17 protein-coding genes are annotated in these 22,647 nt (G+C 49.5%); 3 read left to right on the top strand and 14 right to left on the bottom strand.

The window, feature by feature from the left end; genetic code table 11:
• Nucleotides 1–39: 39 nt before the first annotated feature.
• The 9 genes from ACZ5ZZ_RS00945 to ACZ5ZZ_RS00905 form a co-directional block, all read right to left on the bottom strand.
• On the bottom strand, nucleotides 40–957 hold the full coding sequence (locus tag ACZ5ZZ_RS00945) for a hypothetical protein (RefSeq protein WP_464132809.1): 918 nt from the start codon (nucleotides 955–957) through the stop codon (nucleotides 40–42).
• The gene (locus ACZ5ZZ_RS00940; protein ID WP_464140838.1) at nucleotides 957–3,377 is read right to left on the bottom strand and encodes a fimbria/pilus outer membrane usher protein; all 2,421 of its coding nucleotides are present in this window, start codon (nucleotides 3,375–3,377) and stop codon (nucleotides 957–959) included. The genes ACZ5ZZ_RS00945 and ACZ5ZZ_RS00940 overlap by 1 nt, the downstream gene beginning before the upstream one ends.
• Nucleotides 3,374–4,111 carry a fimbria/pilus periplasmic chaperone gene (locus tag ACZ5ZZ_RS00935; protein WP_464132805.1) on the bottom strand — a complete coding sequence of 246 codons (738 nt, stop codon included), beginning with the start codon at nucleotides 4,109–4,111 and terminating at the stop codon, nucleotides 3,374–3,376. The genes ACZ5ZZ_RS00940 and ACZ5ZZ_RS00935 overlap by 4 nt, the downstream gene beginning before the upstream one ends.
• A 68-nt stretch (nucleotides 4,112–4,179) precedes the next feature.
• On the bottom strand, nucleotides 4,180–4,392 hold the full coding sequence (locus tag ACZ5ZZ_RS00930) for a hypothetical protein (RefSeq protein ID WP_464119515.1): 213 nt from the start codon (nucleotides 4,390–4,392) through the stop codon (nucleotides 4,180–4,182).
• A gap of 32 nt (nucleotides 4,393–4,424) precedes the next feature.
• On the bottom strand, nucleotides 4,425–6,392 hold the full coding sequence (locus ACZ5ZZ_RS00925; RefSeq protein WP_464119513.1) for a HAMP domain-containing sensor histidine kinase: 1,968 nt from the start codon (nucleotides 6,390–6,392) through the stop codon (nucleotides 4,425–4,427).
• The gene (locus tag ACZ5ZZ_RS00920) at nucleotides 6,389–7,342 is read right to left on the bottom strand and encodes a hypothetical protein (RefSeq protein WP_464119511.1); all 954 of its coding nucleotides are present in this window, start codon (nucleotides 7,340–7,342) and stop codon (nucleotides 6,389–6,391) included. The genes ACZ5ZZ_RS00925 and ACZ5ZZ_RS00920 overlap by 4 nt, the downstream gene beginning before the upstream one ends.
• Entirely contained in the window at nucleotides 7,323–7,802 is a 480-nt protein-coding gene (locus ACZ5ZZ_RS00915) for a hypothetical protein (protein ID WP_464140837.1), read from the bottom strand. Before ACZ5ZZ_RS00915 ends, ACZ5ZZ_RS00920 begins: the two co-directional genes overlap by 20 nt.
• Before the next feature lie 98 nt (nucleotides 7,803–7,900).
• Nucleotides 7,901–8,944, bottom strand: a complete 1,044-nt coding sequence (locus ACZ5ZZ_RS00910; RefSeq protein WP_464119508.1) for a rod shape-determining protein — start codon at nucleotides 8,942–8,944, stop codon at nucleotides 7,901–7,903.
• 100 nt (nucleotides 8,945–9,044) lie between these two features.
• Complete coding sequence (locus ACZ5ZZ_RS00905) at nucleotides 9,045–10,088, bottom strand: hypothetical protein (RefSeq protein WP_464140834.1); 1,044 nt, start codon at nucleotides 10,086–10,088, stop codon at nucleotides 9,045–9,047.
• A gap of 189 nt (nucleotides 10,089–10,277) precedes the next feature.
• Here ACZ5ZZ_RS00905 and ACZ5ZZ_RS00900 point away from each other — a divergent pair, with 189 nt between their 5' ends.
• The gene (locus ACZ5ZZ_RS00900; RefSeq protein WP_464140833.1) at nucleotides 10,278–15,137 is read left to right on the top strand and encodes a hemagglutinin; all 4,860 of its coding nucleotides are present in this window, start codon (nucleotides 10,278–10,280) and stop codon (nucleotides 15,135–15,137) included.
• A 4-nt stretch (nucleotides 15,138–15,141) separates the two neighbouring features.
• Here ACZ5ZZ_RS00900 and ACZ5ZZ_RS00895 read toward each other — a convergent pair whose 3' ends face one another.
• Both ACZ5ZZ_RS00895 and ACZ5ZZ_RS00890 read right to left on the bottom strand, forming a co-directional pair.
• Entirely contained in the window at nucleotides 15,142–16,776 is a 1,635-nt protein-coding gene (locus ACZ5ZZ_RS00895) for a glycerol-3-phosphate dehydrogenase/oxidase (RefSeq protein WP_464140831.1), read from the bottom strand.
• Between the two features lie 3 nt (nucleotides 16,777–16,779).
• Complete coding sequence (locus ACZ5ZZ_RS00890; RefSeq protein ID WP_464119503.1) at nucleotides 16,780–17,235, bottom strand: hypothetical protein; 456 nt, start codon at nucleotides 17,233–17,235, stop codon at nucleotides 16,780–16,782.
• Nucleotides 17,236–17,286: 51 nt separating this feature from the next.
• Between ACZ5ZZ_RS00890 and ACZ5ZZ_RS00885 the strand changes: the two genes are divergently transcribed.
• Complete coding sequence (locus tag ACZ5ZZ_RS00885) at nucleotides 17,287–18,030, top strand: HAD family hydrolase (RefSeq protein ID WP_464119501.1); 744 nt, start codon at nucleotides 17,287–17,289, stop codon at nucleotides 18,028–18,030.
• A gap of 129 nt (nucleotides 18,031–18,159) precedes the next feature.
• Nucleotides 18,160–19,512: a PAS domain-containing protein gene (locus tag ACZ5ZZ_RS00880; protein WP_464140829.1), complete on the top strand. Its 1,353-nt coding sequence runs from the start codon at nucleotides 18,160–18,162 to the stop codon at nucleotides 19,510–19,512.
• Nucleotides 19,513–19,547: 35 nt separating this feature from the next.
• Here the strand turns inward: ACZ5ZZ_RS00880 and ACZ5ZZ_RS00875 are convergent, their stop codons facing one another.
• The 3 genes from ACZ5ZZ_RS00875 to ACZ5ZZ_RS00865 are packed head-to-tail and all read right to left on the bottom strand — an operon-like array spanning nucleotide 19,548 to nucleotide 22,645.
• Nucleotides 19,548–20,870, bottom strand: coding sequence for an aminopeptidase P family protein (locus tag ACZ5ZZ_RS00875; RefSeq protein ID WP_464140827.1), 1,323 nt, complete (start codon nucleotides 20,868–20,870; stop codon nucleotides 19,548–19,550).
• A gap of 10 nt (nucleotides 20,871–20,880) precedes the next feature.
• The gene (locus ACZ5ZZ_RS00870) at nucleotides 20,881–21,900 is read right to left on the bottom strand and encodes a patatin-like phospholipase family protein (protein WP_464140825.1); all 1,020 of its coding nucleotides are present in this window, start codon (nucleotides 21,898–21,900) and stop codon (nucleotides 20,881–20,883) included.
• Nucleotides 21,869–22,645: a TlyA family RNA methyltransferase gene (locus ACZ5ZZ_RS00865; protein WP_464140823.1), complete on the bottom strand. Its 777-nt coding sequence runs from the start codon at nucleotides 22,643–22,645 to the stop codon at nucleotides 21,869–21,871. The genes ACZ5ZZ_RS00870 and ACZ5ZZ_RS00865 overlap by 32 nt, the downstream gene beginning before the upstream one ends.
• Nucleotides 22,646–22,647: the final 2 nt, after the last annotated feature.

Genomic DNA, 22,647 nt, shown 5'->3' with positions numbered 1-22,647 from the left:
GCTGAGTAGGCAAAAGCCGGTCTTTTGAGGCCGGCTTTTTTATTGATTGGATTGAATAGTCAGATTGATCGTATCCTGATAAGAACCCTGGGACTTGCCGGTGGTATTCCCGATAATGATCTCAACCGGATTGACCAGTCCGCTCGCGGGTGAAGCCCCTGAACCCGAGGCAATCAGTGTCCACCAAGGAATGGCGATGACATTTCCGTTGATCTTGAAAGTATAATCAATCGTATCTGTGCCCCCGACCTTCTTCAACTTTCCGCCATTGTCTGTCCAGGCATACAAAGAAAATCCAGCATTGTACTTCAAAATAATATCCGCCGTTCCCTTCGCCCCGGTGACAAGTCCATTAGCAAAGTTCATTGTGTGTGTGGTTTTGTTGATATCAAAAGAGCCGCCAGAGGAAACCACGGAAATATCGGCCTTGCGATGAGACCCAAAAGTTAACGTTTGTGAGTGTGACGCCACCAGGGTGGCATTATTCACGGGCCCTTGATATAACCTGACCGTCAACGTATCGACATAGGTGCCCGCCGCTCTCCAGTCATTGCTTGTATCGATGGAAATTGTGTATGAATGCGTTTGCGTATTATACGAATTATTCCCCTGAAGTTTATCACAGATAAAATCACCGCAAGAAACCCCTTCGGGAAACTTCTTCAGAATCTGCATGCCAGAGGCATCCTTTGAAACCTGATAAGGCCACGTGTTAGAAGCGAATTTCAAGGAACGTGTCGTATAAGAAGTTGAAGAACCATAATCAAACGTCAAAAAATAGTTGCAGGCCCCTTTGGTGGTGTCGCCATTGACGACCACTCCGAAGGTTTCCTTCATGCTGCCACCGGTCTGAAAGTAAGGCGCTGGCTGGGTCAGATAAAATCCCATATCAGAGCAGGCCTCGACCAACTCTGCGAAGAACAAGGGTAACGCCAGGAAAAGAATCCACTTTTTCATTATCGCGTCTCCTGAGGTTTCAGCTTAACGGTTTCAACTATCAGCATTTTTTCCGCCTGCTTAGGCACTTCGAACATAAAGCCTTCCAATCCGGCCCGATCCGTCACAACCTTGTAGGTGCCAGGCTCAAGCCCCTCAATAAGGAAGCGGCCTTCTTTGTTGGTGAAGAACGAGTTATCCACCAACGTTCCCCGGGAATCAAATACGTCTCCCGCCGCATAGGACAGGGGTTCGCCTGACGGAAGAAGAACCTGTCCCTTCACCATGACCTTCTTAGTAATCTTCACATCCAGCAGCAAGCCACTTCGATAAGTTAACTGAGTTCCATAGAACTCCTGATCCATCAAATACCCCACAGGCAGCGATGTCGAATCCACATTAAGAGTGTTTCGGTAATAGGCTGATTGATCGCGCAGCACCACGGTCTTTCGCGGACCTAACTGAGCCTGACCACGATCTCCCGTCGGATTGATTATCAGCGATTGATCCTGATCCAGCTGATCTGAATGAATCAACACAAAGCTGTCACTGATAGGCTGAGTAAAGGCCGCTCGATTCCCCACCCAGGCTATCCCGGTATTTAAGCCCACGGATGAAACATTCGACTGCTGACCATCTTGATCAAAGTTGAAGTGATCCAATCTTATACTGGCTGGTTGAGTCAGATATTCGGCAGAGAGGCTGCGTGAATTCTTATTGTCACTATTTTGCAAAGAGGCATTCCAACGATAGTCATCGTACTGGTAGCGATTATGACGATGAACCGCCAGATTGGTCGTCTTCTCAAGCGAATCATGATAAGCGCTGGCACTATGCAGGCCCTGGGATTCATTCCAGAAGAAAGATAGCAGTAACCGGTCTTCTTCTTTGTTTTGCATCGTCTTGTTATAGGCGATTTCAAGACGCATCTGTCGGCGTACAGGGATTGTCAAATTTCCACGATAAATCCGCTGATCTTCCTGGTTGGCAAACTGCAAAGCTCCGGCTCCGACTCCCAACAACCACGACGAGTCAAAGCGATAGTTCAGTTGCGTGTCATAGCGTCTGAGGTACTTCTGCGTATCCAGGGACGAGATCCCTGCGACGACGGGGCTGAAATCGCGATCTTGATTTTCAGCTTCTAGCATAAATAACACGGGCATCTGATGCCCCATAATCTTATCCAGGGACCGATAGGTCAGGCGTTGCGCAAATCCCGTCTTCTGCGAAGACTCTGAACCTTGCGCCATCTGCATTGACAGATATCCCCAAGGACTCACTCCAGAAACCTCTCCACCCAGCAACAGTTGCGAAAAATAGCTTTGATAGTTCATGCCGACCGTCAACTGATCGGTGATACCTCGCCGATGAAACAGACTGACAAAGACCGCTGAATTATCATAGGCCCGATCACCACCTGACACCTGCCACGGCATGCCTGCCGCATAAGAAAACTCTTGAATGTCCTTAGCCAGAAGACTGTTTTCATAAAGTAGCGAGAAGTCATAAACTTCCTCTTGCCCAAGGTCGTCTTTGACCTTGATCCGCACACTGCTTTGGCCGCTTGCCAAAGGAAAGTCGCGAATATTAAAGACTCCGGGGCTTAGACGCAATTGACTGAACAACAGTCCATTCACGTAAATTTCAACGATTGAGGATCGCTTGATAATAATCTCTGTGCTGCTTAAAGGAGTCAGAGTTTTGTACGGCTGAATGGAAAACTCTCGGCTTGCCGCCACACCGGCCAATGATGGTGAAATCTGAAATCCCACCGAGCGAAGAGTGAGGTCTCCCAGAGTATAACGGACCATATTCGCTTCGTCGTCATGACGAATTCGCGTGTCCTGACGACGCCATTTGTCCGTTCCGTCTTCTTGGAAATCCGCGCTGGACTCCAGGACAACGCCCCTGACATTTTCCACCAATTCCACATTACCGGTCATTCCACGTCGCTTGTTTTCGATCTCACTTCCATATTGCCAGGATTGCTGAGTCCTCAGATTCAGATATCCACTGTGTTCGGACGGTCGCAGATACTTTTTATTTTCAAACTCAATGAAATTCAGATCCACCGTCTGTGGCTTGCGATGCTTCGAAGGAAGATCCAAACGCAATTCCAGACTTGGAGGATCAAATGACACTGAAAAGCCCGCAGCCTCGAGATCCTTTAATGTCAAAACGCCCTGCGGACGCACACTTTGCTGCAATTTCAAAAATAATTCATCTTTCAGGACAGGCTGGATGGCCATAAGCAGTGGTGCTGCTTCGACCGAAAACTGGTCCGCATCCTCACGGGGGAAAAGCCAAGCCTCCGCAAGTGATCTTCCATCCAGCACCAAAGGAGCCATCAAAAAAGGCTTCTCAAGATTGGGGCGAGCTTGTGCCAAGTTAGCGAGCGGGCCCAGGATCAGAAAAATAAGAACGTACCAGAACTTCTTCAATTATCAGATTCCTTCAACGTCAGTTCAGCTTTCAATTCCTGATTTGCAGGGACTTCTTTTACAGTATCCAGCTCAACAGAAGCCACATCCCCCGGCAAAAGATTGATGGATTCAATTTCCTTTTTGCTGGTTAGATCCAGCAGAACTGTCTCTGCAGCCTTGATCTTAAGACCTTTAAAAAGCAGTACCCGATGAGCATTACCTTCATTGGCAAAAGTCACGGTCACCTTCTTGGGTCCTGACTTCTTTACTTGTTTGACGACCACCTGGGCCTGCGCGCCCTCAGGAGTCACGTAAGCAGAGGCTACATACTGCAATAAAAACTTCAGATTGACTGATGTCTTCTTCGGAGCAGAGTTCTTTTCACGAAAATCCACTGGCAACTGGGAGGCCACCAAGCGATAGGCCTTTTCCTTTCCATCCGTGATCTGTCCTGCCCATGACACGCGAACATTTCTTTTTTCTTTCGGAAGAAGAACCACCTGCTCTGGATAAATGGCAAAGTCTTCCGTTTTTGTTCGGACTTCTTCGCCTTTTTTGTTGGTGGATCGCGCAAAGGCTTCAATCTGCACCGGCAGCTTTTCGTCACCGGGATTTTCTATGACAAGCACTTGTGTGGAGCGCGGGCCCGACGGAGTAAACTCCACCACCATCGGCGAAAAACGAAAGGCCCATGCTGAAAATGACGGAAGGAAAAGTAAGATAGCAATCGACTGAAGAATGATTTTTGTCATACCTCTTAATAATAAGAGGTGTTTTAAGAGCGATGAAGAACTCATCAATCAAATTTTAACAACTGGCCTTAAGGCGCTTCAACACGCACGACGGAAGCGGGCGCGCGTTTATCCACTACGACTTTCAGGTGAGGAGAGTTTTTGGATATGTGCAACTTTCCATTTTCTGCCTTGATGTCGACCTTCTCCGGAACTTTTCCGCTAAGGTGAATTTTTCCATCTCCGGCCATGGCCAGTGAACAGAACAAAGTCAGAATTGCAGTTGCGACAAGAAGTCTCATGCATTTCTTGTCGGCGTTGCTGGACCAAAGCTTTAGGACAATGGTTGAGGATTTTTTTCCTGAATCGGAGGATAAACCGGAATGACCAATATAAATTCAGTTCCCACACCCACCTCGGAGCGAGCCTGAATTTCCCCACCGTGGTTCTGTACAATCCCATAGGAAATACTCAAACCCAGACCGGTTCCCTGCCCCACACCCTTGGTGGTGAAGAACGGATCAAATATTTTTTCCAGAACATCGGCTGACATCCCTTTGCCGCTGTCTTGAATTGAGACTTGCACCCAACCGCGCTTGTCCTTGGAGCCCTTAAAGTCCTTCAAGGCCGTGGTGGAAATCCAGATGTGACCATTCCCCTCAATAGCCTGCACGGCATTTGAAAGTATGTTCATAAACACCTGATTGATCTGACTGGCATAACAGTGAACCAAAGGCGTCGGCTCATATTGCCTGTGAATCTCGATGCGGTTTTTGATTTCGCCCTGCAACAGATTCAAAGTTGTATCCAGACTTTGATGAACATCGATCTCTTGAAGCTTTGCCTCTTCCAGGCGCGAGAAGTTGCGCAAACCCAGGACGATATCGCGCGTACGACGAGCCCCATCCTGACAGGATGCCACCAGCTTCGGCAGATCTTTCACGATATAGTCAAACTCGTATTCTTCTTTCAAAGCAGGGAGCTTCGGTGGATCTTTTTCAGCCACTTCCGCAAGCTCGATCAGCTTTTCAGAATACTCTTTCAGGTGAGTCATATTGCTGTAAATAAATCCAATGGGGTTATTCAGCTCGTGGGCAACCCCTGCAACCAACTGACCCAAGCTGACCATTTTGGCAGAGTGAACCAACTTGGTTTGTGTGTCCTTGAGCTCTTTGTTGGCAGCCTCAAGTTCAGTGATTTTTTTGCGCAAATCAGAACGCGCAACCCAGATTTTCTTACTCATTTCATTGAACGACTCTGTCAGAAGACCGATTTCGGTGTCATTTTTTACCGGAATGGTCACTGCCTGCTCTTGAGATTCAAAAGACTGCAAGGCCTCTACCAGATCATACAAGGGCTTTAGCACCCAGCTGGAAGTCACCAGAATTGTCAAAATCAAAAGAATGATAACGGCGCCAACGACACTGATAAAGGCATAGTTCACGTTCTTCAAGACGGCTTTGGCTTCAATCTTGGAAGCCCCCAACGCCACATAGAACTTTGTGATACCCCAATCAATGGGATAGATCAGGAAGCCGTAAGGATTGCTGCGCACATTCAGATCGAAGAAGGGCTCCACTCCGGGCCGGAAATAGGGTCTGAAGAAGTCTTTTTTATAAAGATAGAAATCGGGATGGCTAGCCACCACCACCTGACCGTTGTCAGAGAAAAAGATCAGCTCCAGTTTCAGACGACTTTTTATTTTACCGACAAACGCCCTGTTGAGATCCACGATCTGTTCCATGTAACCCACCAGACGCCCCCCGGCGCCCGTCACCTTGGAAATCAGGATCAGATTGACCTTTTGTTTGTCACCGAATTCAGCCAGTGCGATCTCTTTTTGATCTTTGAGCTGCGCCATGTATTTCGCGGACAGAAAGACTGCATCCTGAACCGGCACAAAGCTTCGCACGTTGTCTTTTTCATCTTTAAACACAGAAGCCAACATGCGCCCTTCCCGATTGAAGAACGTCAAACTGGAAAGACTGTCTGATTTGATCCATTGAGATGAGATATTGCGAATAGTCCCGCTGTCCCCTTCGGACATATGATAGATCAGACTGGGATCACGAACATAACGATCCCGCTTTTGCCCCAGGCTTGAGCGCAGATCGTTGAGCATCAAATCGATTTCCCGAGCGTTGCCGCTAAGACGCTGCGACAGCTCGTGGTCGATGGCTTTTTCATACTTGATCATTGAGTAGCCCGTGACAAAAGCCAAGGGCACAACGGAAAACAGAACAAACCAGACAATCAAGATCGTGCGCAATGATCGTTTGGGTTTCTTTCTGAGTGTTTTCACTTTTTCGATTCATCCAATGTGAAGATCAGTCGAATGATTCCATCAGGCATCACGCGCGGATGTTTTTCCTTCGAGAACTTCGGTTTGCCATAAGCCGACATGAAATTCATCAGGTCCTGATATTTCGCCTCTGGGATTGTGAAGTGATAATACATGGAGGTTGGTGTTTTCTTCCAACCCAGTTCCACGGAGCCGGCTTTACGACCACCCAGTTCAATAATTTTATCTGAAAACTTGGGGCCGATGGTCTCAATGTTGGTGGCTGAAATTTCACCCCGATAAAGATAGCCTCCACCACCACTGGCAGCAGGAACATCCGTCGCTTTTTCCGGAGCTTTAGCAACGGCCGTCGGGGCCGGTGTGGCTGACGGCGATGCTTTCAGCTCCGCCGCAGTCGGAACTTTTTCCGGTGACTTCGCCACCACCGCCGGAGATGGAGCCTCTTTCACGCCCTCATCCACAAACTCGGGCTTTTCTTCCACCACCGTCTTTGTTTCTGTTTTCGAAACTTCGGCCAGTATCACTTCCTTGGAGCCCATCATGCTTCCAAGCTGCATCACCTTTTGCCAAGGCGTTACCGACAGCAAGGTGACAATCACACCAACCACTACCAAAGCTTCCAATCCCCACTTCAGGCCCTGGGGCCACTTATCGAAGTTGGACTTTTGCATCAGAACCGTCAGATAACTCGACGGAGCGTTGATTTGTTCGATAATGGGCTCTGAGACCCGCGTGTCTGCCAGGAGTTCAGCGTATTTCTGACCATTTTCAATTTTGTTCAGATCCAGCTGGGCATCTCGTGAAAACTTCACGTGGTCCGCCACTGCCGCACGACGCTCGGGATCCAGACTGTCAGTCAGGAAATCATACAAGAGTTCATGCCCGATGAACGGGGACATTTCTCTTTTGTTCTTTTTTGAAAGAGGAATCTTATTTTCCTGCTGAGCCATGCTTTATTTTACTCACACCTTGGGTCATACTTCCCAGCTTGCGTAGCGCCCGGCCCAATCGATAGCGAATGGTGCCTTCGGTAATTCCCAAACCAGCGGAAATATCGTCATCATGAATCTTTAAAATCTTAGACCAGATCACAGTCAAAAGCTCGTCTTCAGAGGCGGTCTTTTGAAATTCGCGCCATGGGCCCAGATCAACGGATTCAGGGATCAGCCAGCCGGATTCAACTGTGGTATTGGGACGCCCGCGCGAAACTCGCACCTTGTACTTGTCCCATACCGATTTGGTGGCCGCCACGATCGCAACAGAGTTTTTTAATTCAGGATTTCTATTTTTGCGGCCCCGACAAAGGACCAGAGCTTGTGATGAAGCCTCTACCGCCTTTTGATCATCCAGCAAAGCAAAGTAAAAGAATAGAGCGATAGATTGTACGTCGGCCTCTGTCATCGGAGTCATACTATCAGGTAATTCGGAAACAATCTAACAGGCTGTTGAAAAAGTCCAGTCAGACCGGAATGCCAGGATGGCACTTCGGCCTGATCAATGAAATGCAATTAGTCGACAGTCAGCTGTCTTAGAAGGTCGAGTTGGTCAAGCACCTTGCCAGAACCCATAACCACACAACTCAATGGATCTTCTGCGATAGAAACCGGAAGTCCAGTTCTCTCTCTCAAAAGTACGTCCAGGTTTGCCAGCAAGGCGCCCCCGCCGGTCAGAACAATGCCGTTATCCACGATATCGGAAGCCAATTCAGGCGGAGTCTTTTCCAAAGCCGTGCGAACTGCATCGACAACTTCAGACAAAGGATCCATCAAGGCATCGTTAACCTGGGAAGAAGTGATTTCAATGGTCTTCGGAGCGCCCGCAACCAGGTCACGGCCTTTGATCTCCATGGATTTTTCTTCTTCGAAGGGATATGCGTTACCGATTTGGATTTTGATGTTTTCAGCTGTTCTTTCACCGATCAAAAGATTGAACTGACGACGAACGTAATTCACGATCGCTTCATCAAACTTATCACCGGCCACTTTGATGGATTTGCAGTAAACAATACCGCCCAAAGAAATAACTGCAACACCTGTGGTACCACCGCCCATATCGACAACCATATTGCCGGAAGGTTCAGTGATCGGAAGGCCCGCACCGATAGCCGCCGCCATTGGTTCCTCAATCAAATACACCTCACGAGCCCCAGCGGACTGAGCGGCCTCTTTCACCGCGCGTTTTTCAACTTGAGTGATTCCGTAAGGTACGCAGATGATGATACGTGGACGGATGAAGGATTTTTTCTCTCCCAAAGATTTGCCGATGAAGTATCTCAACATGGATTGAGTGACTTCAAAATCCGCAATAACGCCGTCTTTGATTGGGCGAATGGCCACGATGCTGCCCGGTGTACGTCCCAACATGTCTTTGGCTTCTTTACCCACCGCCAGAACGCGATTCTGCATTCCACGATAGTTCTTTTGAACTGCAACAACAGAAGGCTCATCTAGGATAATTCCGCGGCCTTTTACATAAACAAGGGTGTTGGCAGTGCCGAGGTCAATGGCGATATCATTTGAAAAATAGTCTTGAACTTTGTCAAAAAAACTCATGCTGAATCTCACTTCAGGAAATATTCATCGGGCCTAAAACATCTCAAGTCTAGGTTCTATAAAAACCGGAGTCAATGCAGATATTTAGGCCTTTTTTGAGTTATTTTGACGCAGGCGCACAACTCAGAGTCACCTCACGACCCGCAAGCTTTGCACGGAAACGAACCTCCAAGCCACCCGTCAAAGACGTTTCGGCCTGCATAGTTTTATCGACATCAAGATCTTGAGCCACCACCTGAATGCGCTCTTCCTGCCCGCCTTGTGCCGGCTTCAAACGAAGAAGAATTCTTTCTGAAGAACGCCCACGGAAAACTTCCTTTTCCACGGTGTTTTTCACGTCCCAAACAATTTCTTCCGCACGCTCGGTGCTGCGACGACCCACCTCGTTGTTGGCAAAGCTGCATCTAATACGGCTTAAATCCGCTTTCGCACGCTTAAAGGAGCTGTGGGAAATACATGTCGCTGACACTTCCTTTTCGGTTTCTTCATTGGTGACTTTCAACTGAATCGGATACCCCAAAGCCGATCGCACAGAGAAGCGGTATTCCCCCTTCTGCTGGGACAGATCAATTTCACCCTGAGCTGCTGTCTGGGCTTGGGCCGGAGTCATGACAAAACGGGCCCGACCGTAGGTATCAATCAGGCTCCCCAAAATCTCGTATGAATTTTCAGACTTCGCATTCCAGAACATGTCACGATAGATCTGGCGACGTTGTGGATTGAACGGGTTCATGTTCTGAATAATAGAGCGGTCGCGCAGATCCATGCCGTTCACTTCACAGCGTGCCGTGCTCATACCCTGCAAGCCGCCTGTCGGAGACACCGTGGTCCCGTTGGCACACATACGATTGAAAGTTTCCACACGCATCTCGCGCGCGCAGTTATTATTAAGGGCATCATTCAGCAAAGCATCACAGTAGGCCGCCTTCGAAGTCAGGCGCTGTTTCCCAGTCGTACAGCCATTCTGATGGTATTCATAGGTGAACTCTGATGTCGCACCCGGCACCTGTGGAGTTGGACTTGTCGGATTCACCACAACAGGAGGAGTTGCACCACCACCGCCGCCGCCGCCGCCTCCACCATTGGAGCAAGCCGCCACTGACAGGGCAAGAACCGATAGAACTATGTGCAATTGAGAACGCATGGGCACCTCCAAAACAGGAAACCACCTCTGATGTATCAAAGAGCCTGCCAGCCTCTGGTCCATACAGATTCCATAATGAGACAACAGAGCTGTTAAAGTTTTGTCATCGGTGACATTTTGAGACACCAGGACGTGAGCGTGAAGGATCCTCGCCTAAACATAAGAACCCTTACATCCGATAAGGCTAGTATGAACGTAATGGGTCTTGGAGTTATTCTCCTGTTTTTCGTGGCTTTTTCCACGGGATGCACTATCAATGGGCATCTATGGGACTTCACTGCCCTGACGCCACCGTTCTTAACCGATCCGCAGGGTAACAAGTTAGACTCTCTGACCATCAACTCCCAGGCACCACTGAATCAGTATCCCCTGAAGGGAGAATGCTTTTACGAAGGTCAACGCATTGACGTCATCATCGCACCGATCACAACGACGCTTTCGGATTCTGAAGTCAAAAAGTTTTCTGCCCTTTGCAGTAAAGGAAGTTTTGAACTCACCATCGACACTCAAGGATGGCCGGACACAGAATACAAGGTAAAACTGGAAGTGACCTCTCAAGCCGGAGTCAAGTCCTCTAATGAAACGGCTGTCGTTAAAGACATCCTTGCCCCCGCAGTCGGTTTTTCCACACCACTCCCCACAGAAGTCGGCAACTCTTTGGTCACACAACTGCCCGTGGACGGGACGTGTGAAAGCAATGACGGACCCGTCAGTATTTCGGCAGCTGGAACAGTCCTGGCCACCTGGCCTTGCAACAATGGCACATTCGCCGGAATACTGACCACCGCCGTGCTTAGCGATGGTGCGACTCAATTAACAGTGGAACAAACCGATGCTGCGGGCAACAAAGGAACTTCTTTAAGTTCCGTCTTTAACAAGGACACCCAAGCACCGCTGTTCCCGATCGCCCTGGGACCCCTGGGCCCCAGTCTTTCCAATAACAACTCCGACCGCTCAATTGCTGTCACACTGCCTTCCGACGGTGCCACCGAATATCGCTATATCGTCGTGAAAGATACTGACTGTACAGGGCAGTGGGCCGCACTGATGAACACAACACCGGTGCCAGCAGGAACTGATGCCACGATGACATTTAGCGGAGATGGTCAGTATCGACTTTGCCTGATCGCCGGTGACCAGGCTGGAAACTGGCAACCGGAGGCGGGCCTCATTGAATCAGCCATCATCACGCTCGATACCACGGCGCCAGCCCTTGCCGTGTTGTCACCTGCTGACAACAGCAAACACAAGTCTGCGGTCACGGTTTCTGGCTCCTGTGAGGCCGGCACAACAGTTTCCGCCTCAGGAGGATTCACCCCCTCCCCGACCAGCACAACCTGTTCAGTTACGGGAACTTTCTCGTTGAATCTGACACTTTCCGGGACCGATGGGAATAAGACTTTGCTTCTTTCCTCCACAGATGCCGCAGGAAACACAACAAATCATCCTGCTTGGAATCTGATTCGCGACAATGCTATTTCAGCTCCGTCCATAACCCTTAACACGGCCTCAGTGACCAACAATCCCATCGCCCAGTTCACAGCCAACGACTGCAGCGATGCGACTTTCATTTTACTCAAAGAGGTGAACTCGCCTCCGGCGTTGGGCGATGCCGGATGGATCGCCTGCTCAACGGCGGCGCAAAATTACCAGTTCGATCTCAGTGCCAACGGAGATCAACAAGGTCTGCGCAACGTCCGCTTCTATGCACGTGATGAGGCCGGAAATATTTCAACCGCAACTGTTGTCACCATCACCTATGACAGCAAGGCCCCGATCCTGACATTCGATCCGGTGCCCACGCTGGCTATCAACGTCAACTATCCATTTGTCGTCTATGTTACGGAGGCCACGATCTCTGCCGCTGCGACTCTTTATCTTGATTATTCCACCGATGGTGGCACCAGCTGGAATGTAGCGACCAGCAGAACTTTGGGTCTTGCAGGCCCCATGAACAACAAGTCCTTCACCGTAAACTGGACACCCAACGCTTACAACACTGGAGTCCTTGTGCGCGCGCGCCTGACCGACTCCCATGGGCTGACCGGAACAGGAACCAGCAACGCCTTTGACGTCATTCTTGACACCATCAAACCTGTCGTGACCGCTGGTGAGATGAAAATCAATGGCCAACTTGACCCGGATGACACCGTTCGATCTTATGTGACCGTCAGCCTGAAAGCTGCTGATGCTGAGACAGCCATCACCAAGTTCTGCCTTAAAACAGTCAACAGCGCACCCGCGGCCTCGGACAGCTGCTGGATCAGCGTCAAAGCCCCCAAGCCCGGCTTGGAAGAACTTCCAGATTTAAATCTTGTGGATTTTGATTTCTTTCTGGGAATCAACTTTGGAACTTATAGTATCTATGCCTGGGTGATGGATGTCGGGGGCAACATCAGCACCAACTCCGCCGTTCTGAAAAAAGACTATAACATCGTGAACTATATTAACGATCCACCACCAGAGGTGACCAAGTTCCTGACAGTGAACTCAACATCGCCAGCAAACCCACCCAACACCTTTGATATGAACTTCGCCAACGGCGCCCCGGTTTATATCAGCTGGCAAGCCAGTGACAACGGCACCATCACAAAAGTGGAGCTGTTTTACGCTGAAGATGGTCAGCCCTTCACTTTAATCACTGATTCACTGTCAAACAATTCCAGCAACTCCTCCGGTTGTTCTTACTCTGCTCCGCGCACTGGCTGCTATCTGTGGAATTCAATCATCCCGAACGACACTTTCTTCAAGCTGCAGATCCGAGTCACAGATAACAACGGTCAGACCTCGCAGGTCACAAGTCCTCCGCTGAACAGTGGTGCCTACAATCTGCTTGCGGGGAACCAAGACCCAGGCCACAACGGCAACGCCAAAAGTACGGTCTTCAACACCAGTGTCGGCAATGACACGGCCCCGGGCACACTTCTGGTGGCAACTGACGGAAAGATCTTCTTTAACGACTCTTCTTTCGGGATCCTCTATATTGATCCGAAGACCAACAATTCCAAAGTTCTTTTGCGCCTGGCAAAAGACGGCGAGGACTCTTACGGCGACGGCATTCCTGTAGAGCAAGCCCGGGCCAAAGCCATCCTGCGCACCGCCTTGGACTATCAAAACCGCATTCTGGTGTACGACCGTTACATGATCCGACGAATTGACACCAACGTCACACCGATGACCATCGAAACCCTGATCGGAGCCGACCCCGCAGGAAATCTGGGAACTGACACTTCAGACACAGTGGCGGATCCACGGGACTTAAAAATTAATCTGATACAAACTTCCTCCACAGATGAGACCTGGTCGATTCGCAAACGGGCACCCTTCATTCCTATGCCCAATGGCGACTTGTATTTCGTCTCTGACAAACCTGGTGCTGCTCCCAACAATGGCGGGCGCATTCGTCTTTATAAAGGCTCCCTTGCTGTCCCACGCGTAGAAACAATTCGTTTCTCTGGAACCGGAGTCACTGGACAGCCTTCGTGGGATCTGAGTTCAAATTCTTATTCATTCTTCAGTCTGCGCTACGACCCGACCACCAGTGCACTGATCAAAGCTTACGTGCAGGCCGTCTATTCAGTTCCGGGCAATTCCTACGGGCCCTCGACAGAACTTGATACCACAACATTTGTTGGCACAGGAGTTTTCCCTTCCCACCCGTTTACCAATTCCTCACTGGTGTACTATGATGTGCATTCCATGGATGGCCGGGTTTATCGCGCCAATCGTTACACCGATAACAGCGTGAACCAGCTGCAGGACGACGGCAGTTGGGTGCGCGTTCTTGGCACCGGGGCTTCCGGAGAATGTGTGGATGGCACTGATGCCACATCCTGCCCCGTAGCCTTGGATGACGTGTTTGTCGATCGATATGGAAGAATCTTCTTCTCCACCCGCGGAATCATTAAAACGGTGGTCGCGGGAAAGGTCTACACCCTGTTCGGCCAAAGAAAAGATGCCGGCGACGGCGGATCCGGATTTGACATGCGTATGGCCTCCTTGTTCTACATCGATCATGGCGTCGGCGACAGTGTCGTCCTTTTGGACCACCAACAGAATAAATTGCGTGAAGTTTCCCCGGGCGCCTCTCCAGAGGTTCGTCTGCTTGCCGGTAACGGCACCAACACCAGCGTCAACTTTGGTGTCGCCGCCAACGCTCAAGGCATTAAACTGGGGAACTGGGCCGAACCAAATGCCTTTGCCACCAATCCCGCCAACGGCGATATCTACATGAACTGTGCGCAGAACGATGTCCTTGTCACTCCGCCCAGCACCTACACGGCTTATCACAGATTGTGTCGTCTGAATCGCTCCACAGGTCTTTGGGAACAGCTTATGAACGGTGAAGGAGGAACTCCCGCTTACACCCAATCTGACGTCGCTTATGGTGATCTGCTGATGACTGGATATGCTCCATCAGTCATGGCTTATAAAGCAGGAAACTTCCTTGTGAACTTCATGTACTGGAATGGCAGCGCTCACAATAACTCAACCCTGCGCCTTGTGACTCCGGCAACAACATCCTATGTGGGGGGACGCATTGGTGTGGATTCTGATCTGGATGACTGTCCCGATGGTGCGGCTACGAACTGTTCTCTGGGGCCTCGCGGAACGCACAACACGGGAACGCCCACTTACTTTGATCCATTGGGTGGCTGGCTGTACAAGCCCAACACCAACGCCGCCATAGTGACGGCAAATCTTCATGTTCTTTATTCAGGGAATGTTAAGACACTTCTGACTTTACCACAGCAACCGGCCAGCTTTGTCTATGACAGTGCCGGAGCACTTTACTATTGCGGCGCCAAAGACAAAAAACTCTATAAGGTGGCTGTTCACAACTTCGCAGATCTTTCCAACACCGCTGTCTGGCCGCTGACAGAAGGCGTTCATTACACGACGACAGAACTGCCTTTCCCAGCAAGCTCGATCGCGTGCCAAGGGCGTCGTATTCTGATCAAACCGGCCTCCGGCCCCAAACCCAAACGGCTGGTCTTTATGGCCATGCAAAACGGGCTTCCGGCCATTTCAGAATACTTCCTGCCTTAAAGCTTTAGACGTGCTTCTTCCATTCCAATTCATGCGCCATGTATTCAGTCAGCATGTGCTTTTCATCTTTCAAGCGGCTGTCACTCCAACCCAGTTTGTCCTGGAAGACCTGCCCGATCTCTTCAAGATATTTGACTCCATGATTGCGATCCGCAAGGAACAACGGCACACGGCGGGCGTAAAAATCACGCATATGAAGACACATCGTGGAATCAATTGCCTGGGCCGCTTCCAACTGCCAGTAAGTCATGTCAGAGGAGTACTTGTTAAGAATCTCCTCACCCTCCATACCATAGCGTTCTGCCAGAAGTCTCATCTCTTCATAAGGGCGACCGGTCTCTTGAGACCACACATCGGCCTGAACCTTGGCCTGAAGGAAGGCGTCCACACTGGTATAGGCGTTCAGAGGCTTGGTTGTATCAGATTTGCTCCAGGCCACACGCTCTTCGAAAGAAAACGACTGCAAAGCCGCATCGACGGTTTGTTCACACATCAAACGATACGTCGTGTACTTTCCACCCGCCACAAAAGTCACACCACGATCATCATGAATGATTGTATGTTCGCGGCTGGTCTTGCCTTCGCTGGAGGAGCCATCATTCACCAGAGGGCGTACCCCGGCATAACTGGCGATGATGTCGTGAGCTGTCAGGTTGGCACCCGGGAAGTAGTAGTCCGTGACTGACAGAAGATATTTTACATCTTCCGGTGTCGCTGAAACATTTTCCGGCGCATCCTTAAAATCAGTGTCCGTGGTTCCAATGATAATCATTTCGTGACGGGGAATACCGAACACAATACGGTCACTTTTTTCCGCCGCCATCACCACAGCACTGCTTAAAGGCAGACGGTGCTTTGGCAACGTCAGGTGAATACCCTTGGTCGGGCGCAGGATGTTCTTCCAGTCTTTAAATATCTTTTCACCCAGACTGTCAGTCCATGGGCCAACGCTGCTGATGATATGCCGGCCTTTGATTGCAAACTTTTCTTGCGAATGCTGATCCTCACACAGAACTGATTCAATCTTTCCGTCAGATCCGAAGTGCACGCCCGTGGCTTTCACATAGTTCGCACAAAGTGCACCATTTTCATTTGCCGAGCGCAAGGTTTCATGAACCAAGCGATCATCATCCATATAAGCGTCAGAATAAATATAAGAGCCCAAAAGTTGCTGATGGCGCAGGGCCGGCATACGATCCATGGATTCTTCGGCATTCAGTCGCTCATGAATTTCCGGAGCCTGAAACAAGGAAAGAGCATCGTAAAGCCACATGCCCATTCCCATCTTGAACATTCCGACCCGGCTTTCCTCATAAAGAGGAATCATGAAGCGCAGTGGATGCACCAGGTGAGGCGCCATATCAAACAAACGTGTGCGTTCGTTCAATGCTTCAAAGACAAGCTTAAATTCCATGTTTTCCAGGTAGCGAATACCACCGTGAATTAATTTGCTGGATTTGGATGACGTGCCCGATGCAAAATCCCGGGCTTCGATCAAAGCCACCTTCATGCCACGGGCGGAAGCATCACGCGCCACACCCGCGCCATTGATTCCTCCCCCGATAATAATCAGATCAAATTCCTGAGATTTCATTTTATTGATGTTCTGAATTCGATTTGCGAAGGAGAAATTTTTCATGTTCTATCCTTTTGTCGTCTTCACAGAAAGAGTTCCCGGCTGCCATGATTCGGGCCTGAAGGCCTTCACAGAATTGGGCACTCCATTTTCGTTCGGGAAATAAACTCTTTGTAGATGTTTTTCTCTTCCCAGTTTATAGGCAAGCTCACATAGTTCATCGCGGGCCTGCAAAGATGTGTATTGAACGTGCTCAACCCACAAGGACTGTGTCTGGCCATCCAGGAACAGCAGTGGCTGGGCTATGAAGTATCCCATCAACTTGTTTGTGTCCTGCTCCAGCGCCAGAAAGCTCCAGCCCAAAGCAATATAATGATTCAAGGCTTCCACTCGAAATTTCGAGTTCCAGCCGGCCATCATTCTTTCCATCTCATCCGGATAAGCTTCCGCAAGCTTTCTGCTTTCCAGATCCAAAATTTGCTGCAAATCTTCCGACTGAATCACTCGACAATAAAGGCTCATGGCCTCAGGTCTCCTTGTCATTTTTCATTTCATATTTCATACTAAGAGCCTATGAAATACAAAGATTATTCCACCGACATTTGGAAGCGCATAGATACGATACTGGACCTCGTTCTGAAAGAAGATTCTGCACCAGTGGCAGCTTTTGATGCGGATGGAACATTGTGGGATACCGATCTGGGCGAAACCTTCTTCCACCATCAAATTGACAATCGCCTGGTGCAACTTCCGCCGGATCCCTGGGAACACTATCAAACCATGAAAGCGGCTGATCCGACAAAGGCCTACCTTTGGCTAGCTCAGATCTGCCGGGGGCAAAAATTAGAGCAGGTTCATCAATGGGCTATTGACGCCGTTAAAGGACACTTCCCGGTTCCCGTCTTCACAGAGCAGAAGAGACTGATCGATCTGTTTCTTTCCAAAGGCGTGCGTATCTATGTTGTCACCGCATCCGTTAAATGGGCGGTCGAACCCGGCGCAGAAATGCTGGGTCTTAGCAAGGATGATGTCATCGGAGTTGAAACCGTTGTCGAAAATGGAACCATCACAGATATTCAAAAGGGTCTGATCACCTACAAACAAGGCAAAGTGGATGCATTGCTGGAAAGAACCGGCGGAAAAAAGCCGTTCTTCGCTTCCGGAAATACCATGGGTGATTATCAGCTTTTACAATCAGCCACCCACCTGGGACTGGCAGTTAGCGCCGCTGCACGCGACGATAAATTATTTAAGACAGAAAAAGAGCTGCAAGAATACGCAGAAAAGCATTCTTGGCTGTCCCACAGATTTATATAACTCAAGGAATGTTTATATAACTCAAGAAATGTCTCCACCGAGCCGGTGGATTATTTCAGGGACTTCCTCATATTTGTTGATGTGATTTGCGGCTTGAAGCTATAGCAGTGTTTCTTTGAGGAGACACTGGTGCTTAATCTTGAAGCCGACTTTGCATTACACGAATTATTCTTTTCAAAAACCGATTTCAAAGGCCTGATTCAAACCGGAAACAAGGTCTTTCTTCGGGTGAGCGAATATCAAGAAGAGGAAATTCTACGTCGTCCTCATAATATCATCCGCCATCCCGATATGCCCCGATGCGTTTTTAAACTATTCTGGAGTTTTCTCAAGGAAGGAAAACCCATCTGTGCTTACGTAAAAAATCGCAGCAAGAACGGTCGGTTTTACTGGGTCTTTGCCATGGCCTTCCCAATGCCTGATGGCTATTTATCCATTCGCTTAAAACCCAGCACAGCCCTGATGTGCGAAATTCAGACCGTGTACGCCGATCTTCTGCACAAAGAGGAAGCCGGCGTCTCGCTTGAGCAGGCGACTGAATATCTTTTAAAGGCTTTACTGGAGAAGGGATTCTCATCCTACGAAGACTTTATGAATAAAGCCCTGCTGGCTGAGATGAAATCTCGTGATGGCCTGCTGACGCTGTCTCAGGAAAATCTCGCACCGGCAATCAACACCGACAGCGGACTTCTGGAAGGACTTCTGAGAGCATCACGAGCCTGCACAGAAACTGCTCGCAAAGCCTTCAATCTGGCCGATCAACTCAGCGAACGGACCGGCGCTCTTAAAACAAAATCCCGGGCTATCGATGAACTCTGCCGCGAGGTTCAGATGGTCACCACGAACCTCACCATCTCCGCAGCCAAATTGGGGGAAGTAGGCAAACCCCTGGGCGTGGTTTCCAACAACCTGGAAAAGCTGGCTGAAGACATCCTCAGCAACACCCTGGATTTTGAAAAAACTTTCACTTCGTTTCATCAATCAGCTGCAGAAATGTATCTGGCGATTGGCGTCTCTCGCTTTCAGATAGAAATGATGAACCATCTGCTGGAAGAAACCTTGTATCGTGAGGACGCCCAGGCTTCTATCAGCGAGGAACAAGAGCAGATGCTGATTCAAAACTGCGATCTCTTAAAGCAGTTGATTTCCTCAAACTTTGCGACGGTACTGAACACCGCCAAAGAGCTCACAAAAGAAAACAAGTCGCTGATCCGATCAGTGTCCATGCTTTCCAAAGTGACTGCCGGGATGGATGTCATCTGCGTGGTAGGAAAAATCGAAATGTCCAGAGTGAAAGAGCTCTCTTCGTCGCTGGAAGCTCTTCTGGGGGACATGGAAGAGCTGACAGAAAGCTTTAAAAAAATTCTGCGCTCTATTGAGGGGGAAAGTAAATGGGGACTGGGTATGTCCAATGAGCTGCGTGAACAGCTGACTTTCATTTCTCAGAACTTACGCCAGGTGGATCGCGCCATCATCGCCTAAGAAAAAAGCCCTCGATCAAGAGGGCTTTTTTTTACCTATGCTTGGCCAACAACTTTTTCGATGTCCGCAATTTCTTTTGGCACGGAAGAGGTCATATTCTCAGAGCCTGTGGATGTGACCCGCAAATTATCCTCAATACGAATACCAATGCCGCGGTACTTCTGAGGAGCTGACGTATCGTCAGCTGGGATATAAATACCCGGCTCAATGGTGAAGCACATGTTGGCTTCAATTGGACGAGGCTCGCCCTTCTTGAAGTAAAGGCCGGCATCATGCACATCCATCCCCAACCAGTGACCGATGCCATGCGGGTAGTATTTTTTCTGCGCCAAGGCCTGAATAAGATCATCCTTGCGACCGGATAGAAGCCCCAGATCCAGCATCAGATCCGTCAGTAACGACGTCCCCATATCATGCAGGTCTTTAAACACAATTCCCGGCTTCACGAAATCGCAGATCTGCTTCTGAACTTTCAAAACACCTTCATACACCCGAGCCTGCTCATCCGTGAACTTTCCGTTCACAGGATACGTGCGCGTGATATCGCCCGTGTAGTAATTAAACTCGGCCCCGGCGTCGATCAAAAGAAGATCCCCATCCTGGCAGACCTGATCGTTAAAATTATAATGAAGAGTCGTCGCTGCATTGCCCGAAGCGACGATGTAATTATACCCTTCGCGCGCTGAACCGCGCATGTAGAAATTGTGCGCCAGAACCCCTTGGATCTGACGTTCGGTCACCCCCGGACGAGTAAAGCGCATCGCCGCCAAATGAGCTTGCGCAGAGATCTCGCACGCCTCACGCAGCTGAGTCAGTTCATATTCGGATTTTACCAAACGCATTTCACCCAACAGCGTATCGGCATCGAGAATCGTCAAAAGACCATTCCCCATGCGACCCTGCAAAGCCTTCACGCTTTCCAGAACATCCTGCATCTTGTGATCCATCTCAGGATTCTTGTACTGGCGATAGTAAACACGATCGACTTCTTTTAATAGTTGTGGAGCGACTTTGCTGAACTCATCAATTGGATAGGCCTTATCAACCTTGAACTCGCGCTCACAGCCCTCGGGTCCATAGCGGAAACCATCCCAAGTTTCTCTTTCGACATCACGGCGACGCACGAACATCACCGTTTCAGGCTTAAGCCCCGGACGGTAAACCAGAACAGACTCCGGCTCTTCCCAACCCGTCAGATAGAAAAGATTTGAGTCCTGTCGGTAAGGAAAATGACAATCATGGTTACGAATATATTCCGGATGGGAAGTCACCACCAAAGCAGCCCCTGGGATCTGCTCGCCGGCTTTTCTTCTTCTTTCGGCAAAGATGTTCATGTCATACGTGGGTTTTCTGCTCATAAAAATTCTCCTAAAGACCCCATTTACGCGTCAGGCTCTTCAACTGTTTGGCTGCGGCATCCGCACCTTTGTTCATGATTTCCCGACGCTTTTCAAAATCCATAATACCATAACCGGACGTATCAAGTGAAATGACCGTATCAACTCCCGGCAAAGGCTTATTATACAGTCCCGCCACTTCACTCCATAATACGTTGTCTGTAGCCTGAGCATCCAAGGTGAACGGCTTAGATCCGCCCGGTGACTGCAGAACATTGACGAAGACGATGTAATTCGCCCCCTTCTGGCGCAGATAATTGGCCAAAGAAGTGATGTCGCGGATGCCGGAAACGCTGTTCTGATACGGCTTAAAGAACGGCGGATACGCCATGCACAGATACATCAACTGGTCGATGCTTCCGCGGTTCATCAGGTAAACCTGATTCTTCTTCAGATTGTAAGACGGACATGCGAACGGTACTTTAAAGTCCTCGATTTTGGCGCGATTAAATGCGACCCCGACAAAGTCCTTCAACACTGTCACGTCGTTGTTTTTGTTTACCCCACCCAGCAAGGACTTCTTTAACACCTCTTCGTCCTTGAGCTTGAACATCTGCCACTCAACTTCGTTGGCAAGTTCCTTATTTGCATACAGGGCTGCCATTGGTGACCCAAACTCGACACCGCCAATGGCGTAAACTGGAACTTTGGCTCTTTGCAACTCATGCAAGAACCCGATATGAGCGTAGGTCTTTGCGCCTCCCGCCCCCAGGATCACACCGATCTTGGGCATTGTGGGAATCACAGGAGCCGGAGGTGGCGGCGGAGTGATCTCTGTCACCTCTTCTTCATCTGTTTCCATCGGTGGGGGTGTTCCGATATTTTCACGTTCCTGAGGACGCTGCTGCTGAGGAGACACAGGACGGGTTTGTGGCGTGGAGGGTGGCGTTCCCTTACGAACGTCCTCGCGAGTTCTGATGCTCTGACAACTTGCCAGGAAGAGAAACAGCAACAGCCAGCTAGATTTTTTTTGCGTAAATAAAGAACTCATTATTTCCGTCCTTTCCCTGAATCGGAGATGGGAAGTAGTCGAGAACCTTAAATCCATTTTCAGAACAAAGAGCTTTTATTCTGGTCTCGACCTCTGCATACAAAGAAACATCTTTGACTATACCCCCCTTTGAAAGGCCGTCAACGCCGACCTCAAATTGGGGCTTTACCAGACTTAAAAGACAGCCTTCAGTCTTAAGAAAGCCTGCCAGTTCCGGTACGATCAATGCGATTGAAATGAAAGAAACATCCATCACCACCAGATCAAATTTTTCTGGCGGCGTGGCCTTCAGGACTTGGTCGTCCCGGGAAAGATTTCGGGCGTTGATTCCTTCGATCACCTGCAAACGGGAATCCTTCAGAAGTTGCGGATGTACCTGCCCATGCCCTACATCCACACCCAGAACCTTTTCTGCCCCCTGCTGCAAAAGACAGTCAGTGAAACCACCTGTGGAGATTCCCACATCCAGAACTTTGAGGCCCTTCGGAGATTTCCCCACATGAGCCAACGCACCTTCCAACTTAAGCCCCCCACGGGAGACAAAGCGATTGGCCGGTCCGGACTCCACCGTGATCAGACCCACCTGCGCCGCAGTGACTGCATAACTGGATTTTTTGAGAATCTTTTTTTGCGAATTTTCAGAAAGATAAACTTGTCCCGCCTCGATCAGTTCCTGTGCATGAGTGCGCGACTGCGCCAGACCCTTTTCAACAAGATAAAGATCCAAGCGCACTTTTTCTGACATAG

Source organism: Bdellovibrio sp. HM001, assembly GCF_055397275.1.
The sequence above is the reverse complement of the archived record's forward strand: the minus strand, read 5'-3'. Positions and strand labels throughout refer to the sequence as shown.

What these genes read in the sequence shown, in the direction of transcription:
- ACZ5ZZ_RS00890 (WP_464119503.1), bottom strand. Translation starts at nt 17,235, where the DNA reads ATGAGCCTTTATTGTCGAGTGATTCAGTCGGAAGATTTGCAGCAAATT.
- ACZ5ZZ_RS00905 (WP_464140834.1), bottom strand. Translation starts at nt 10,088, where the DNA reads ATGCGTTCTCAATTGCACATAGTTCTATCGGTTCTTGCCCTGTCAGTG.
- ACZ5ZZ_RS00870 (WP_464140825.1), bottom strand. Translation starts at nt 21,900, where the DNA reads ATGAGTTCTTTATTTACGCAAAAAAAATCTAGCTGGCTGTTGCTGTTT.
- ACZ5ZZ_RS00930 (WP_464119515.1), bottom strand. Translation starts at nt 4,392, where the DNA reads ATGAGACTTCTTGTCGCAACTGCAATTCTGACTTTGTTCTGTTCACTG.
- ACZ5ZZ_RS00900 (WP_464140833.1), top strand. Translation starts at nt 10,278, where the DNA reads ATGAACGTAATGGGTCTTGGAGTTATTCTCCTGTTTTTCGTGGCTTTT.
- ACZ5ZZ_RS00920 (WP_464119511.1), bottom strand. Translation starts at nt 7,342, where the DNA reads ATGGCTCAGCAGGAAAATAAGATTCCTCTTTCAAAAAAGAACAAAAGA.
- ACZ5ZZ_RS00865 (WP_464140823.1), bottom strand. Translation starts at nt 22,645, where the DNA reads ATGTCAGAAAAAGTGCGCTTGGATCTTTATCTTGTTGAAAAGGGTCTG.
- ACZ5ZZ_RS00915 (WP_464140837.1), bottom strand. Translation starts at nt 7,802, where the DNA reads ATGACTCCGATGACAGAGGCCGACGTACAATCTATCGCTCTATTCTTT.
- ACZ5ZZ_RS00935 (WP_464132805.1), bottom strand. Translation starts at nt 4,111, where the DNA reads ATGACAAAAATCATTCTTCAGTCGATTGCTATCTTACTTTTCCTTCCG.
- ACZ5ZZ_RS00910 (WP_464119508.1), bottom strand. Translation starts at nt 8,944, where the DNA reads ATGAGTTTTTTTGACAAAGTTCAAGACTATTTTTCAAATGATATCGCC.
- ACZ5ZZ_RS00885 (WP_464119501.1), top strand. Translation starts at nt 17,287, where the DNA reads ATGAAATACAAAGATTATTCCACCGACATTTGGAAGCGCATAGATACG.
- ACZ5ZZ_RS00945 (WP_464132809.1), bottom strand. Translation starts at nt 957, where the DNA reads ATGAAAAAGTGGATTCTTTTCCTGGCGTTACCCTTGTTCTTCGCAGAG.
- ACZ5ZZ_RS00875 (WP_464140827.1), bottom strand. Translation starts at nt 20,870, where the DNA reads ATGAGCAGAAAACCCACGTATGACATGAACATCTTTGCCGAAAGAAGA.
- ACZ5ZZ_RS00895 (WP_464140831.1), bottom strand. Translation starts at nt 16,776, where the DNA reads ATGAAAAATTTCTCCTTCGCAAATCGAATTCAGAACATCAATAAAATG.